The organism is Candidatus Leptofilum sp., from assembly GCF_965223285.1.
In the GTDB taxonomy this organism is placed as follows: domain Bacteria; phylum Chloroflexota; class Anaerolineae; order Promineifilales; family Promineifilaceae; genus Leptofilum.
This window is the reverse complement of the sequence record NZ_OZ244997.1, coordinates 6,274,441-6,287,533: the sequence shown is the minus strand read 5'-3', so window position 1 is coordinate 6,287,533 and position 13,093 is coordinate 6,274,441. Positions and strand designations below refer to the sequence as shown.

General features: G+C 51.3%; 15 protein-coding genes. 10 read left to right on the top strand and 5 right to left on the bottom strand.

Going from position 1 to position 13,093, the window contains the following annotated elements:
- Window positions 1-476: 476 nt before the first annotated feature.
- A complete protein-coding gene (locus tag ACOQPU_RS28160; protein ID WP_420643150.1) occupies window positions 477-1,184 on the bottom strand; it encodes a YceI family protein in 708 nt (235 codons plus the stop codon).
- Between the two features lie 220 nt (window positions 1,185-1,404).
- Here ACOQPU_RS28160 and ACOQPU_RS28155 point away from each other — a divergent pair, with 220 nt between their 5' ends.
- Window positions 1,405-2,463: a D-alanine--D-alanine ligase family protein gene (locus tag ACOQPU_RS28155; protein WP_420643149.1), complete on the top strand. Its 1,059-nt coding sequence runs from the start codon at window positions 1,405-1,407 to the stop codon at window positions 2,461-2,463.
- Between the two features lie 61 nt (window positions 2,464-2,524).
- On the opposite strand, the gene ACOQPU_RS28150 is transcribed toward ACOQPU_RS28155, so the two are convergent.
- The 3 genes from ACOQPU_RS28150 to ACOQPU_RS28140 form a co-directional block, all read right to left on the bottom strand.
- On the bottom strand, window positions 2,525-3,211 hold the full coding sequence (locus tag ACOQPU_RS28150) for a Crp/Fnr family transcriptional regulator (RefSeq protein WP_420643148.1): 687 nt from the start codon (window positions 3,209-3,211) through the stop codon (window positions 2,525-2,527).
- A 143-nt stretch (window positions 3,212-3,354) separates the two neighbouring features.
- Window positions 3,355-4,044 carry a DUF3307 domain-containing protein gene (locus tag ACOQPU_RS28145; protein WP_420643147.1) on the bottom strand — a complete coding sequence of 230 codons (690 nt, stop codon included), beginning with the start codon at window positions 4,042-4,044 and terminating at the stop codon, window positions 3,355-3,357.
- Window positions 4,045-4,136: 92 nt separating this feature from the next.
- On the bottom strand, window positions 4,137-4,307 hold the full coding sequence (locus tag ACOQPU_RS28140; protein ID WP_420643146.1) for a hypothetical protein: 171 nt from the start codon (window positions 4,305-4,307) through the stop codon (window positions 4,137-4,139).
- A 91-nt stretch (window positions 4,308-4,398) separates the two neighbouring features.
- Here ACOQPU_RS28140 and ACOQPU_RS28135 point away from each other — a divergent pair, with 91 nt between their 5' ends.
- From ACOQPU_RS28135 to ACOQPU_RS28095, 9 genes are all read left to right on the top strand, one after another.
- Window positions 4,399-4,899 (top strand): RrF2 family transcriptional regulator, encoded by a 501-nt coding sequence (locus tag ACOQPU_RS28135; RefSeq protein ID WP_420643145.1) that lies wholly within the window; start codon window positions 4,399-4,401, stop codon window positions 4,897-4,899.
- Window positions 4,900-4,901: 2 nt separating this feature from the next.
- Window positions 4,902-5,606 (top strand): SCO family protein, encoded by a 705-nt coding sequence (locus ACOQPU_RS28130; RefSeq protein WP_420643144.1) that lies wholly within the window; start codon window positions 4,902-4,904, stop codon window positions 5,604-5,606.
- Window positions 5,607-5,615: 9 nt separating this feature from the next.
- Window positions 5,616-6,278: an SCO family protein gene (locus ACOQPU_RS28125; RefSeq protein WP_420643143.1), complete on the top strand. Its 663-nt coding sequence runs from the start codon at window positions 5,616-5,618 to the stop codon at window positions 6,276-6,278.
- A 122-nt stretch (window positions 6,279-6,400) separates the two neighbouring features.
- A complete protein-coding gene (locus ACOQPU_RS28120) occupies window positions 6,401-6,529 on the top strand; it encodes a cytochrome c oxidase subunit 2A (protein WP_420643142.1) in 129 nt (42 codons plus the stop codon).
- Entirely contained in the window at window positions 6,526-7,014 is a 489-nt protein-coding gene (locus tag ACOQPU_RS28115) for a cytochrome c oxidase subunit II (RefSeq protein ID WP_420643141.1), read from the top strand. Before ACOQPU_RS28120 ends, ACOQPU_RS28115 begins: the two co-directional genes overlap by 4 nt.
- A 2-nt stretch (window positions 7,015-7,016) precedes the next feature.
- Window positions 7,017-7,931, top strand: a complete 915-nt coding sequence (gene cyoE, locus ACOQPU_RS28110; RefSeq protein ID WP_420643140.1) for a heme o synthase — start codon at window positions 7,017-7,019, stop codon at window positions 7,929-7,931.
- A gap of 6 nt (window positions 7,932-7,937) precedes the next feature.
- Window positions 7,938-9,581, top strand: coding sequence for a cbb3-type cytochrome c oxidase subunit I (locus ACOQPU_RS28105; RefSeq protein ID WP_420643139.1), 1,644 nt, complete (start codon window positions 7,938-7,940; stop codon window positions 9,579-9,581).
- Window positions 9,582-9,640: 59 nt separating this feature from the next.
- Window positions 9,641-10,069: a c-type cytochrome gene (locus ACOQPU_RS28100; protein WP_420643138.1), complete on the top strand. Its 429-nt coding sequence runs from the start codon at window positions 9,641-9,643 to the stop codon at window positions 10,067-10,069.
- A gap of 126 nt (window positions 10,070-10,195) precedes the next feature.
- The gene (locus ACOQPU_RS28095) at window positions 10,196-12,433 is read left to right on the top strand and encodes a hydrogenase iron-sulfur subunit (RefSeq protein ID WP_420643137.1); all 2,238 of its coding nucleotides are present in this window, start codon (window positions 10,196-10,198) and stop codon (window positions 12,431-12,433) included.
- Window positions 12,434-12,483: 50 nt separating this feature from the next.
- Here ACOQPU_RS28095 and ACOQPU_RS28090 read toward each other — a convergent pair whose 3' ends face one another.
- Window positions 12,484-13,086: a DUF1638 domain-containing protein gene (locus ACOQPU_RS28090; protein ID WP_420643136.1), complete on the bottom strand. Its 603-nt coding sequence runs from the start codon at window positions 13,084-13,086 to the stop codon at window positions 12,484-12,486.
- Between the last annotated feature and the right edge of the window lie 7 nt (window positions 13,087-13,093).

Below are 13,093 nucleotides of genomic sequence, written 5' to 3'. Positions count from 1 at the left end.
ATGAATATGGTACCTATGTAATATAAGAACCGACATTCACGCCCAAAGACAAGTAGGAATGAATGTCGGTTGTTCTGGTAATAATCTTTTATGATTACTTTGCATTAGCTGTGCATAAAGTTGACATTTCCATTTTTATCAAAAAATTGATAAAAAGTCAAGTGGGGAGTAGTGGACAAAAAACCGCCCCCTTCCGAAGAAGAGAGCGGTTATTGTTTGCTCATGCACCAGGAGGGGTGTGCATCGAGCGGTCCAGTTTTTGCCGGAGACCTGAGGAGGAGGGTGGCTTTCGCCGGTGGCTAAACTGTAAGCTCGATCAATTTGTTCCAGTCGCGTTTCTCTCGTGCCAGTTTGGGGGAGGAGTTCTTTCCTCAGGCCTAAACCAATCAAGCTTAATCGCATTTTACAATAGTTTTTCCGGTTTGTCCATGCACGAATTTGCGCGTTTTACTTTTAAAGACCCACTAATTCGCACTTTATTGCCGATTTACTCCTGATTTTGCTGGTTCGGCAAAAAATTTAATAGTTAATGAGACTTGCTCACTGACATCCGCTACGCCGGGTGCTTCGGGGATTTCTAGCTGGAAGACGTTGCGGTCAATTCGGCTGGTTGCAGAGCCGGTAAGTTGGGCACGGCCGTTTGCCGTCACGGTGCCTTCAAAAACAACAGGCTGTTCAATTTCGCGAATCGTTAAGTTGCCCACAATTTCTACCACAATTGGCTCATTGGATACAAACTGTTCGGGTAAGCCGTTGATTTGTGTTGGAGTAAAGGTGATAAATTCGTGAGCTTCGGTATCCAAAATAAAGCCGTGAATCGCATTATCCCGAAATTCATTATCCGTCCTCAGGGTACGAGCATTGATTACAATTGGGCCGATCTGGCTATTTTCAGGTGCATCAAAATTGACAGCAATTTGCCCCGCTACCTGTTGGCTGCGCCCCACTGCCATTGTGGGCAAGCCACGTAACAATTCGTCTAGTGAGAAAGTAACCTCAGATTCGGCCGTTTGGATTTCAAAGATTGTGAATTCGTCCGGGTTGCCTTCTATTGTAATTGGAACGGCCGTTAGCGGCGCAGTTGGTGTACGGCTGGGCTGAAGAAATAGTACCCAAACGACACCAATTAGCACAGCTCCCACACCCATTACAATGAGACCGCCCAGCAATGTTTTGTCTTTCATTTACACAATGTTCCTCATGAATCTGTTCGTTTCCTTAAGTAGTAACTATCGGTATTTCAGTGTTTGCCGAATGGCTTAATGATTGTATAGACAGACCTAAAATAATGCTTTATACTCTTCGCAAAATTAATGAAACGCTCTGTTGACCCCATTTTTGGTACCTGCCAGAAATGGGGTTTTAATATAGGCCAATCTATCAAATTAGAGAGGAAAATAAAAAATGCACGTTGCATTATTAGCAAATCTAAAAAAGAATGCACCCCAGTTACCCGGCCTGGCTCCAGACCATTGGGATGATCTAGACAGCGAAGCCACAATTGAGGCGATAATGGCTGCTTTAGGCAGCAGAGGACATGACGTTACATTTATTGAGGGCAACTCAAAGTTGGTCGATGGTTTGCAAAAGCTCCAGTCGGATATTTGCTTCAACATTTGCGAGGGGCATTTAGGCGATTCGCGAGAATCCCACGTGCCAGCTTTGCTGGAAATGCTGCGGCTGCCTTATACGGGGTCGCAGGTACTCACTTTGGCCCTGACCCTAGATAAGCCGATGACGAAGCGCGTGCTGACTTATCATGACCTGCCTACGCCGGCATTTCAGGTGTTTGAGCGGGTGAATGAACCCCTGGATCCGCAAATGACGTTTCCGCTTTTTGTGAAGCCTAGCCGGGAGGGGACAGGCATGGGCGTTAGCAGCGAATCTATTGTGCATAACGAGAATCAGTTGCGCACGCAGTTGCGCCACCTATTCCAACGATATGATCAGCCTGTTTTAGCGGAGCAATTTATTGATGGTCGGGAGATTACGGTTGGCGTAGTCGGTAACTTGGCAACACCAGTGGCTTGGCGGTTGCCGGAGGATGAAGAAGCACCTCGGCTTTCAAGAGGGCTACATTTTTTGCCACCGCTTGAGGTAGACATGAGCCGCTACCCGGCTGAAGAAGCGGGTATTTATACGAGCCGCATCAAAACGGAACTGGCAAATGAGTTTCATTATCTTTGTCCTGCACCACTAACGGCCGAACAAGTTGAAGAATTGAACTGGCTGGCGGCGGCTACGTTTCGCGTGACGGGTTGCTTGGACGTGGCGCGGGTGGATTTCCGTTTAGACGCGCATGACAATAACAAGCCATACATTTTGGAGATCAACCCGCTGCCCGGGCTGAACCCTGATTATTCCGATTTATGTGTTGAGGCGAAAGCCGAGGGATGGACGTACGAGGCGTTGGTGAACCGCATTTTGGATGAAGCTGTGGAGCGGTATGGGCTAGGGAGTTGAGTAAATGAGTAATTGGGCAATGAGCCGCTAATTGCTCATTTACCCAATTACCAAATTGTTGTCATGCCGTCACTTCGGCGCGCAGGGCGTCGGCGTCTAGGATGGTGATACGGCCGTATTCAAACCAGATAAGGCAGCGTTCCCTGAAGTCCCTCAGGATTTTGTTGGTGCTTTCACGCGTCGCGCCGATGAGGCTGGCCAGATTGGCTTGCGTCAGGGTCATGTCAATGATGACGCTATCTGCTTCGAGACGGCCGTAATCTTGCGCCAATTCCAGCAACTTACGCGCCAACCGTTGTGATACTGGCAGCGAGGCCAGGCTGTCCATCTGCCGGGTGTTGTACCGTACGCGGTGCGTCAGCTCCTTCATGAAGTTCAGGGCAAGTTGCGGAAACCGCTGCATGTGCAGCCGAAAGCTCTCTCGGCTGATGGTGTAGAGCAATGTTTTGTCGAGGGCAACGGCCGTTGCCGAACGTGGCAACCCATCAATCACCGCCAATTCCCCAAACATATCCCCAGGCCGCCCAAACAAAATGACTGAAGTTTCGCTGCCATCCAGCCCGTTTACGTAAATGCGAACCTGCCCCGACTGAACCAAATACAAAACGCGCCCAGGGTCCCCCTCACGGAAAATAACTTCCCCTTGGCCATACTTGCGCGGCAGCACGTCCTTTGAGATGGAGCGCAACTGCTCGACGGAAAGTGCCTGAAACAGCGGAATCTCCTGCAAAAATCGTAGCATGTTCATGGGTTTTTTGTCCCTCCGGAAAGACGATGCAGGCTGATAAATTGGTTGAATGCTCATTTTCGTACCTCCCGAAAAGAGTGTGTTAGCCATAGAGAATCAAGCGATTTGCTTTCCTCATGCTCTGTGGCCAAAACGTCCTGTTGTTACACAAGCCGGAATAAAATGCCGACTGAAACGGCTAGGGTTACGCTAGCAAGCAGCTCGGCCAGGTAAACGGATGCGCGTTCATCGTCCATGACCCGCGGCCACTCCATGAGCAGCCGGGGCAAAATGACCAGCGGCACCAGTAAATATTGCCCAATGGCCACGAACGTTGTCATCAGCAAACGTTCCATGATGCCTAAATATTTGCTGGAATCGCCAAATTGTGGCCCGGTGCCTTGTACCAATCCGTAAGCGGTGAATTTCACCAAAACCCAGGCCGGCATTGTGATAAAAGCATAGCCCAGCAGGTAAATCAGCAGCAGATCGCTTTGCAGCAGTGCCAGGCTGTTTTGCACCAGGCTGGCCAAGTCGAGATAGCCGCCGCCCGCCAACGCCAACGTAATCACGATAAAATGGGCGATTTGATCCAGGCCAAAACGAGCCAGTTCTGGAATGGGCAACTTCACGCGAAACTGCACCGCATCAATCAGGAAGTGGGCAATGCCAATGGCAACAACCCACGGCCACCAATCTGGGTTAAACGGCAAAATGAACAGCCAGGTGACGGCCAACACAACGAGGCAATGGATGATCACGCCAGCCATTGCCCGGCTTTTCCAGGCTGCCAAGCTATTCCACTGCAAAATATAGTCGCCGACGAGGTGGGCTAAAAACATGGCGATGATCATGAATGACCTCCTGTAACTCTGATCTTACATACAATGAGCGGCCTGTCTGTTTAGGGATTGACAACGCGCCCGTTCGTTAATCTACCCATACCTTATAACAGTTGGGGCAGCGGTGCTGTGAGATTTTTCACACGGCCGTAAATGTGGACACAGCAATGGCAAACGGCCGTTGGACACTGGTGCAAAATCTGCTCAAAGCGGCCAAAAACTTTGCAGAACCTCTCAGCCGCGCGAGCGTCATATCGCTGGATGTCAATTGTCATAACAAGCTCATGACAAATGTCACTATGGGTTGGGGGGCGGCTCGGTAAAATCGGGCAAATCGAAATGTGGAGCTTATAGGTCAACAATCGTATGTTTCAAATTAGCCGACGTGTGGATTATGCTGTAAGAATAATGATTGAGTTGGGGATGCAGGCTGAGGGTGCGTTTCTTTCAGCTAGGCGTATTTCTGCCAAAACGGCCGTTCCTAAAGCATTTCTGCACAAAATTACGGCCGATCTGGTTCGGGCTGGCCTCATTGAAACCCAAACCGGGCCATCGGGCGGCTTGTCGCTGCAAAAGCCATGCAGCGAAATTAACTTGCTCCACGTGCTAGAAGCAATTGAAGGCCCAGTCTGCCTCAATATTTGCCTCATTCGGCCAGAGGAGTGCAACCGGGATCGCATCTGCCCGGCGCATGAGGTATGGGGGCGGCTGCAACTAATGCTCATCAACGAGTTGAAGCGTACAAACCTGGCTGATCTGGTTGCCGAAGGTAAGCGTCTACAAAAATATCCACGCACCAGCTACATCAACTTCCCGTACCTTGAAGGACAACCCGGTAACGGCGTGGTCACTGGGGAGCAAGGTTAGACATGGCTGCCACTGCACCTACGGCCGTTTCCCCGCATCGCTCGTCTGGCATGTTGATTTGGCGGCTCTTTTTTGTCTTGTTTGGGCTGATGGCCGCTGGCGTCATCTGGTTTTCAACAGCGCGACCAATTACAGTGCTGCCCCGCATTACGCTGGCACCGGGCTTTTACTTTACAGACCAAACCGAGGAAAAGTTCACCAGTGAAGATTTGCGGGGCCAAATTGCGCTTTACAACTTTACTTACACCAACTGCACAGAGCCTTGTGTGCAAACCGGCTCTGTCATGGCCCAAGTGCAATCTCGCTTGCCGGAAATTGCTTCTTCTATTCCATTGAAGCTGGTCACTTTTTCCATTGATCCAATACGGGATGATGCCACCCAGCTTGCGACTTTTGCTGAGGAGATGGGGGCGGATACGGCCGTTTGGCATTTTGCTACCGGCGGAGAGCAGCAGCTAAAATCCGTAATTGGTGGCGGGTTTAGTGTGTATTACAAGGCGCAGGAAGACGGCCGTTTCAAGATGGACCCCGCCTTTTTTCTGGTAGATGGCAACGGCGTGATTCGGGCCGAGTACCGAACCGATACGCCAGACATTGAGATTATTATGCGAGATTTTGGGCTGCTGGCGGCCGAGGTAGACCACAGCGAAGGAATTTATCGCTTTGCGTATGAAGCGGCCCATCTTTTTTCCTGCTATCCACGATAGGGATGAACCATGAGCGGTATGACTGAAATTGCCAACAACCAGGAACCCAAAACGCCATTTTGGAAAACCCAGCTATTTCGGTTGGCGATGATTGGCCTAGGCAGTGGGCTTATTTTAGGCACACTCCTTTTTGTGATCCGGTCATTTTTTGTGCCTGCCGAGTGGCACGGCATGGAGATTCAGTCAAACCAGCCAGTTACCAATTTCACGCTCACCGGCCCTGGCGAACGGCCCGTGAGTTTGGTGGACTTTCGGGATAAGGTGGTGATGCTCTACTTTGGCTACACCTATTGCCCCGATGTGTGTCCTGCCACCATGGTGGAACTGCGGGACGCTTTAGAGATTTTGGGCAAACGTGCCGAAGATGTACAGGTCATCATGATTACGGTAGACCCGGAACGCGATTCTGCAGAGGTACTGGAACAATATCTAGCCCATTTTGATGAATCGTTTATTGGCCTCACGGGCACGCCGGAAGAGCTAATTGCCGTAACGGCCCCGATGGGCATCTTTTTTGAGCGGCACGAAGGCAGCGAGGCGTCTGGCTACCTGGTTGACCATACGGCTACCGTGGCTGTTTTAGATAAGGATGGTAAGCTGCGCCTCATTTACCCCTTTGGCATTACCGGGGAAGAGATTGCGGCCGATTTGAAATATTTGGTTCGAGAATAAGTAACGATTTCTTTTTTTGGCACTGACTTTTGCGGGAGACGGCGAATTCACCGGAGAAGCAGACAAAAATAATAGGCTGGGTACCAGAAAGTGCCCACCAAATTTTGAAGGAGGTTTTACTGATGGAAAAGGATAAGAAGTACAAAGCTCCGCAAGGGACCATAGCCCTCGTCATTTTGTACGTGCTCATCATCATTGCGCTTTGGGGTAGTGCATATCTGACGATGCTGGCACGAGGGGTGACCGTATGATCCACATAGATCCGCGAGAACGCAATTTCATTATTGGCACCACCATATTGTTGCTGATATTCGGAACGGCCGTGTTGGTGAGCAGTTTTGCCTTTGGGTTTCAGGTGCCTGCACCGGTGGATCGGATCGACCCCAGAGTGGTTGCCACGCCGGGCGAATCTCCCTGGGGCGAACCTGTGGAGGAACGTTTGCGAGAGCTGGCACCTAACAAGTATGAGGTGTATGTGCTGGCGCAGACATGGAGCTTCCAGCCGCGCGAAATTCGGGTGCCGGCAGGCTCAACGGTAACATTCATGTTGACCAGTAAAGATGTTCAGCACGGATTTTATCTGAACGGAACCAACATTAACATGATGGTGCTGCCGGGTGAGGTGTCTAAGTTAACGGCCACGTTTGATGAGCCGGGCGAGTACAACTTTGTCTGTAACGAATATTGTGGCATCAACCACCATATTATGTATGGTCAACTTATTGTGGAGCCATAGTGATGGATGCGGTAAATGAAATTGTTCAGCCGGTAAGACGACCTTCTGTTTCGCTATGGCGAACGGCCGTTGTTCTTTTTAAGCTCCGTATTGTCTCTCTGCTGGTTCTTTCGGCATTTGGTGGGGCAGGGTTAGGTACCATGATTGCTGGGCGGGCTTCCGTCTGGGATTGGGTGCTGTTAGCCATCACCGGCACGCTATCGGCAGCAGGCGCATCTGGCATTAACCAATACCTGGAGCGGGACCGCGATTCCAAGATGAACCGCACCGCTGCCAGGCCATTGGCAACCGGCCAGATCGAAAACCCCCATTTGGTTTTGCTGTTGGGGGTCGGCATGGTTTTCGGGGCAACCGGATTGGCAGCCGCATTTAATTTAGCTTTGGCATTTTGGGTATTTCTGGGTGCTGTAATTTATGTTGGTGTGTACACCGTTTGGCTAAAGCCACGCACCACGCTCAATATCGTAATTGGCGGAGCGGCTGGTAGCTGTGCGGTCATTAGCGGTGGCGCGGCGGTCGGTGCCTGGTCGGCGCTCGGTGTCTGGATTTTGGCGGCTTTGGTTTTTGTCTGGACACCGGTTCACTTTTGGGCATTGGCGCTAGCTTACCGTTCGGATTATATCAAGGCAGATTATCCGATGCTGCCAGCGCGGGTTCCACCCATTGTTGCCGCTCGCTGGACGGCCGTTCACACGATTCTTACAGCAGTAGCAGGTATGGCACTCGGCTTTTGGCCAGCCATTGACTGGTTCTACTTGGTACCGATTGGGTTAGCAACAGCCGTACTTATCGTGCGAACCATTGCCTTACTCGCGGCACCAGCTGAAAAAGCCCCAGCCTTTGCCCTATTCCACTTCTCAAATCTGTATCTAGCACTCGTGCTGGTTGTCGTCTTGCTCGCCAGCTTGTGGAGGTAATAATTTATGTATGCAAGCGTTAAAAAATTGACGGGCTGGTACCTTGGCGTTGGTATGGCAGCCCTTTTCATCGGAGGGTCAATAGGCCCTTTTCAAAAACTTGAACATGTCGGGATCAACCTTTACCCTGGTCTTCAAAATATCGGGCTAAATAGCTATTACCAAGGGTTGACCATCCATGGTGTTCTTAATGCGTTGGTGTGGACCACATTCTTCATCGTGGGTTTTCTCACCTTTACTACCGTACACAGCCTAAAACGTGAATTAACCCACCCCAAACTCAACTGGGCCAGCTTCTACATTATGGTTATTGGCTTAGTCATGGCAGCCATCCCCGTTTTAATAAATGCAGCAACCGTACTGTTCACATTTTATCCACCCCTTCAGGCGTCCCCTTATTACTACATTGGGCTGACGCTGGTTGTGATTGGGTCCTGGGTTGGTGGCTGGGGCATGTTCCTTACGTTACGTGCCTGGCGCAAAGAAAATCCAGGTGAAACAACACCTTTCATCGCCCTTGCGTCAAACATTACCATGGCAATGTGGCAAATTGCGACGTTAGGTATTGCCGTTGAGATGCTTTGGCTCATTATTCCTTGGTCTTTGGGTTGGGTAGATGGTGTCGATCCGCAATTGGCACGGACTTTCTTCTGGTTTACAGGCCATCCCATTGTTTACTTCTGGTTATTACCAGCTTATGTTTCCTGGTATGGCATGGTGCCCAAGCAGATTGGTGGCAAGTTATTTAGCGAACAATTGGCACGATTAGTATTCTGGCTTTTCTTGTTGTTGTCTATTCCGGTTGGTGTACATCACCAATATGTAGACCCCGGCGTACCCCAGGGTTGGAAGGTTGTTCACGCTGTTCTTACCTACTCCCTGTTCATCCCCAGTTTGTTGACGGCCTTCAATGTGATTGCCTCACTGGAAATTGGCGGGCGTGCCCGTGGGGGCACCGGGCTGTTGGGTTGGATTCGCACTTTGCCGTGGGATAACCCATCCTTTACGGCACAGAACCTGGCCATGATCTTGTTTGCCTTTGGTGGTATTGGTGGTTTAACCAACGCTTCTTATAATCTCAATCTGGTAATTCACAATACAATCTGGATTCCTGGTCACTTCCATCTAACGGTAGGCTCTGGCGTGACGCTGACGTTCTTTGGCATTGCTTACTGGCTGGTGCCGAAATTGGCCAACAAACCGCTGTTTAGTAACAAAATGGCACTTTGGCAGGCCTGGACCTGGTTTGTGGGTATGTTGCTGATGTCCAATGGGCTGCATATCTTGGGGCTAAACTTCGGTGCGCCGCGCCGTACCATGTTGGGTGTTGCACCTTATGCCTCATCTGATTGGCAACCGTTGCTAATTGAGGCGGCCTTGGGCGGTATCATCCTGGGCGTAAGTGGCTTGTTGTTCTACATTAACATGATCGGTACCGTGCGCTCTAAGAAAACGTTGACAGCAGCTATTGAGATGCCAGTGTCTGAACCGATGGAAGCGCACCCAACACCTGCTTGGTTGGATACTTGGCGGCCATGGGTTGTGGCGACGCTGGTTCTCATTGTTGTTTCTTATGGCCCCCTATTGGCATATCTAATCTCAAATCTGAACATGACTTCGCCTGGTTTTAGTAATTTATGGGGTGGTTAGGGTTGGAATCTGGTAAGATAGTAGGTATCAAATTTTAACTTAAAGTGGAGGTCGCATATATGCGAAAATTAACATTAACGATTTTATTGGCTTTGCTGTTTGCTTTTGGTCTGACTGCCTGTGGTGGCGGCGAAGAGGAACCAGCTGATAATGGTGGCGACTCCAGTGCTGTTGGAGATGTTGCCAACGGTGAACGTCTCTTTAATGAGTCGATCATTGGTGCGGCCAGCGCCCCTGGCTGCATTACTTGCCATTCGCTGGAGCCGGGCGTGGTGTTGGTTGGCCCTTCGCAATCTGACGTTGGTGCTCGTGCAGAAACGGCCATTGAAGGGCTGTCTGCTGAAGAGTACCTGCGGCAATCGATTGTGGAGCCTAATGCGCATCTTGCAGAAGGATTCGCGGCAGATTTAATGCACCAGACTTACGGTGAAGAGCTGACCAATATGCAAATCAACGATTTGGTCGCTTTCATGCTCACCCTGAAGTAACCATTCTGTTTTGACGAGTGGTGGTTATCTGGCAAGCTCTGGATAGCCACCACTTTTTTGTTTACCCAACTGGGGGAAAGCGTCTACGGAGCACTTGCGCCTCATTTGGCCATTGCCGCATAGTCCATGTCACGATTTAGAAGAAAAAAAGAACCGGAGCTGCTGCCGGATGCTGTTTCGGGTGAAGATAATCAAACAACGCCAGTGGATTCGCGAAATCTTGTCGAAGCAGATGACGATCATGAACATGATGTGACGTGGACGGCCGTTTCTGACGAAACCCAATCCGGCAATTTACTCACAAGTTGGCAGCGTAAGCCCGCCCCCTGGGCTGTTTGGCTGGAACGATTGACGCTGTGGCTGGAACGGCCGTTTAACAAACTCACTGGCACTCCACAACTGAACCCCTTTTACCACACCGGCACCATTGCCGTTTTTCTCACGCTGGTGGTGGGCATCACTGGCTTCTATATCTTCCTTTTTTACAAATACGGCTTCGAGGAATCCTACCTGGCGGTGGTGCGCATGAATGACCAGTTCATCGCTCGCACCATGCGCGCCGTGCATCGCTATGCCTCTGGCGCGCTGGTAGTCACAACGTTGCTGCACGCGTACCGCACCTTGTTCATGGAGCGTTTTCGCGGGCAGCGGTGGCTGGCGTGGGTGACCGGTGTCGTCCTCACCATCATCATTTGGCTGGCCGGGGTGACTGGCTACTGGCTCGTTGTGGACACTCGCGCCCAGCTTATCAACGATGGCTTTGTGCGCTTTTTGCGCACCTTCACCCCCTGGGCAGACAATTTTATTCTTTGGGTCACTCGCGCCGAACGAAGTGGCGAAAGCTGGCCCGTCATGCTCATACTGCTGGCCATTCATGTTGCTCTTTTTCTGGTGGTGGCTTACTTCTTTTACTTGCACATCCGCCGCCTAAGCCGGGCCAAATGGTTGCCCGATATGTATTTGGTCATTGGCACGATGGCGGTACTCATTTTGGTTGCCATTATTTTTCCACTGCGTAATTTGCCCGCTGCCGATGCCGCCCGATTGCCAGAAAATATCACGCTTGACCCGCTCTTTCTCTTTTACTTACCCACCGAAGGGGGTGGCGTGGCTCCTTGGCTGTGGGCTGGTTTGTTGTTGATTACGGCCGTTGCCGTCGCCCTTCCCTGGATTACCCGCGATCGGTCTGAGGCTGAAGCAGAGGGCGCAAGAACAGTCGGTTTGCCTGTTGTCAATATTGTGGATGAACGCTGCACGGGCTGCACCATTTGCGCGCTAGACTGTCCTTATGACGCCATCAAAATGGTGGAGCGAGACGATGGCTTGCCTCACAAATATATCGCCGTGGCCGATCCCCAAATGTGCGTTTCTTGTGGTATTTGCGTCGGGTCTTGTGATTGGTTCGCTATTTCTTTGGGCGAGTCGCCGCCAGAATTGCCGTGGCAGGTTGTCTCGCAGCGCTTACGTTTAGCTCAGGCTAGGGCCCCTCAGCAGCCGATCCGGCTCGTGTTTACCTGTGACCGTCATGCGGCCCAGAGCGCACGGCCGTTCCTGGCTGAAAATCAGTTAATGGTGGGGGAAACGGCTGTAGAAGTCATCCCCCTGCCTTGCGTAGGCACGCTGCTGCCCAACATGATGCTGCAAGCGTTGGAAGCTGGGGCCGATGATATCCAGATTATTGGCTGTCCTCCCGATGATTGCCGCAACCGAGAGGGCAATGTGTGGATCGAGAAGCGGCTGATTCGGCAGCGCGTGCCGCGTTTAAAGCGCGACCACGCCAACGCCCCTATCTTTGCCGATTGGGTGTCGCCCGATGACTTTACGTCGGCACTGCAAAGGCCGCTGCCTGCGGCGGAAACACCAGGCGGTACGCCAGACTTCATGTCGGCCCGGCGGATGTTCCCCAATGTTTCTGGCCGCAGTTTGGCCATCCTGTTTGTGATGATGGTGGTTGTGCTGCTGGCGCAGGTCTTCCTCACCGATTTGCCGTTCACGTCCCGCAAGGCAGTGGATACGGCCGTTGTGCGCATTATGGTGGAAGACCCAATTGAGGCCTATAACAGTGCAGTACTGCTGGCACCGGAACGGCCGTTAACCCTGCGGTTTGAGCTGGATGGCGAACTATTGGCTGAACAAACCTATGCCCCCGAAGATTTTTTTAGTGAGGAAGTGGTGGCTTTCATCTCAGAGCAAGATGTAGAGCCAGGTCGCCATTTTATCCGCGTGGCCTTCTTAGACGCACAAACCAACGACTCAATCGCACTGTACGAAGAAGTTGCCGAAATTTCCGCTGGCGACATCCTGCGTATTGTCTACTTCCCCGGCATTTCGTCCCCCTGCAAAGGTAGCCACTGCCTAGAGTAGCGTATCTTCAGAAATAGAATAACCACAAAGGGAAGAGGGAATAATCTGCGCTAATCTGCGGCTGACCCTCGGTTCATCATGGCCACGAGCCGCTCTTCTAGCAGGCCGTAGCCTGTGGTGCGGACTTCCAGAGGAAGTTCCAGAAAATCCGCTGCTTTTTGCGCTTGGGCAATGAGTTCTGGGTCTGGGTTTTGCGCCAGGTAAACGATGCGTTTGTAGTTGCGAAAATAATCTTCTTTTAAGTCAGGGAAGCGATCCAGCCCCAGCCCCTTCAAAATGGTGCCCTTAAAGCCACGCACCAAAAAATCGGTCAGGAAGAAGGTACCCGGTTCTTCGTCCATCAGCTCCTGAAAGGTGGTGCCGCCATACATTTCGTAGCAGTGCGGGCCGTCGATACGCTCTAAATTGTATTTAGCGGCCAGTTGATCGACTGCGCCGCGGGAGCCGCAGTCGCCAAAGCCAATCAACACTCGGTCAAATCGGTCACGGATGTCCAGATACCGTTTTTCTACATCCGGGGCAATGCGCTCTGGATACATATGATCCAGAGCCGAAATGCCGAATACCTCAGCATCCCAGCCATGTTTTTGCACGATGTCTAAAATTTCACGGGCGAGTGCGCCGCAGAAGATGATGGCGGTTTTCTTGGGCATGGCTCCC

Excerpts from the sequence above, each read along its gene's own strand:
- ACOQPU_RS28160 (WP_420643150.1), bottom strand. The coding sequence starts at position 1,184 with ATGAAAGACAAAACATTGCTGGGCGGTCTCATTGTAATGGGTGTGGGA.
- ACOQPU_RS28155 (WP_420643149.1), top strand. The coding sequence starts at position 1,405 with ATGCACGTTGCATTATTAGCAAATCTAAAAAAGAATGCACCCCAGTTA.
- ACOQPU_RS28150 (WP_420643148.1), bottom strand. The coding sequence starts at position 3,211 with ATGAACATGCTACGATTTTTGCAGGAGATTCCGCTGTTTCAGGCACTT.
- ACOQPU_RS28145 (WP_420643147.1), bottom strand. The coding sequence starts at position 4,044 with ATGATCATCGCCATGTTTTTAGCCCACCTCGTCGGCGACTATATTTTG.
- ACOQPU_RS28140 (WP_420643146.1), bottom strand. The coding sequence starts at position 4,307 with ATGACAATTGACATCCAGCGATATGACGCTCGCGCGGCTGAGAGGTTC.
- ACOQPU_RS28135 (WP_420643145.1), top strand. The coding sequence starts at position 4,399 with ATGTTTCAAATTAGCCGACGTGTGGATTATGCTGTAAGAATAATGATT.
- ACOQPU_RS28130 (WP_420643144.1), top strand. The coding sequence starts at position 4,902 with ATGGCTGCCACTGCACCTACGGCCGTTTCCCCGCATCGCTCGTCTGGC.
- ACOQPU_RS28125 (WP_420643143.1), top strand. The coding sequence starts at position 5,616 with ATGAGCGGTATGACTGAAATTGCCAACAACCAGGAACCCAAAACGCCA.
- ACOQPU_RS28120 (WP_420643142.1), top strand. The coding sequence starts at position 6,401 with ATGGAAAAGGATAAGAAGTACAAAGCTCCGCAAGGGACCATAGCCCTC.
- ACOQPU_RS28115 (WP_420643141.1), top strand. The coding sequence starts at position 6,526 with ATGATCCACATAGATCCGCGAGAACGCAATTTCATTATTGGCACCACC.
- cyoE (WP_420643140.1), top strand. The coding sequence starts at position 7,017 with ATGGATGCGGTAAATGAAATTGTTCAGCCGGTAAGACGACCTTCTGTT.
- ACOQPU_RS28105 (WP_420643139.1), top strand. The coding sequence starts at position 7,938 with ATGTATGCAAGCGTTAAAAAATTGACGGGCTGGTACCTTGGCGTTGGT.
- ACOQPU_RS28100 (WP_420643138.1), top strand. The coding sequence starts at position 9,641 with ATGCGAAAATTAACATTAACGATTTTATTGGCTTTGCTGTTTGCTTTT.
- ACOQPU_RS28095 (WP_420643137.1), top strand. The coding sequence starts at position 10,196 with ATGTCACGATTTAGAAGAAAAAAAGAACCGGAGCTGCTGCCGGATGCT.
- ACOQPU_RS28090 (WP_420643136.1), bottom strand. The coding sequence starts at position 13,086 with ATGCCCAAGAAAACCGCCATCATCTTCTGCGGCGCACTCGCCCGTGAA.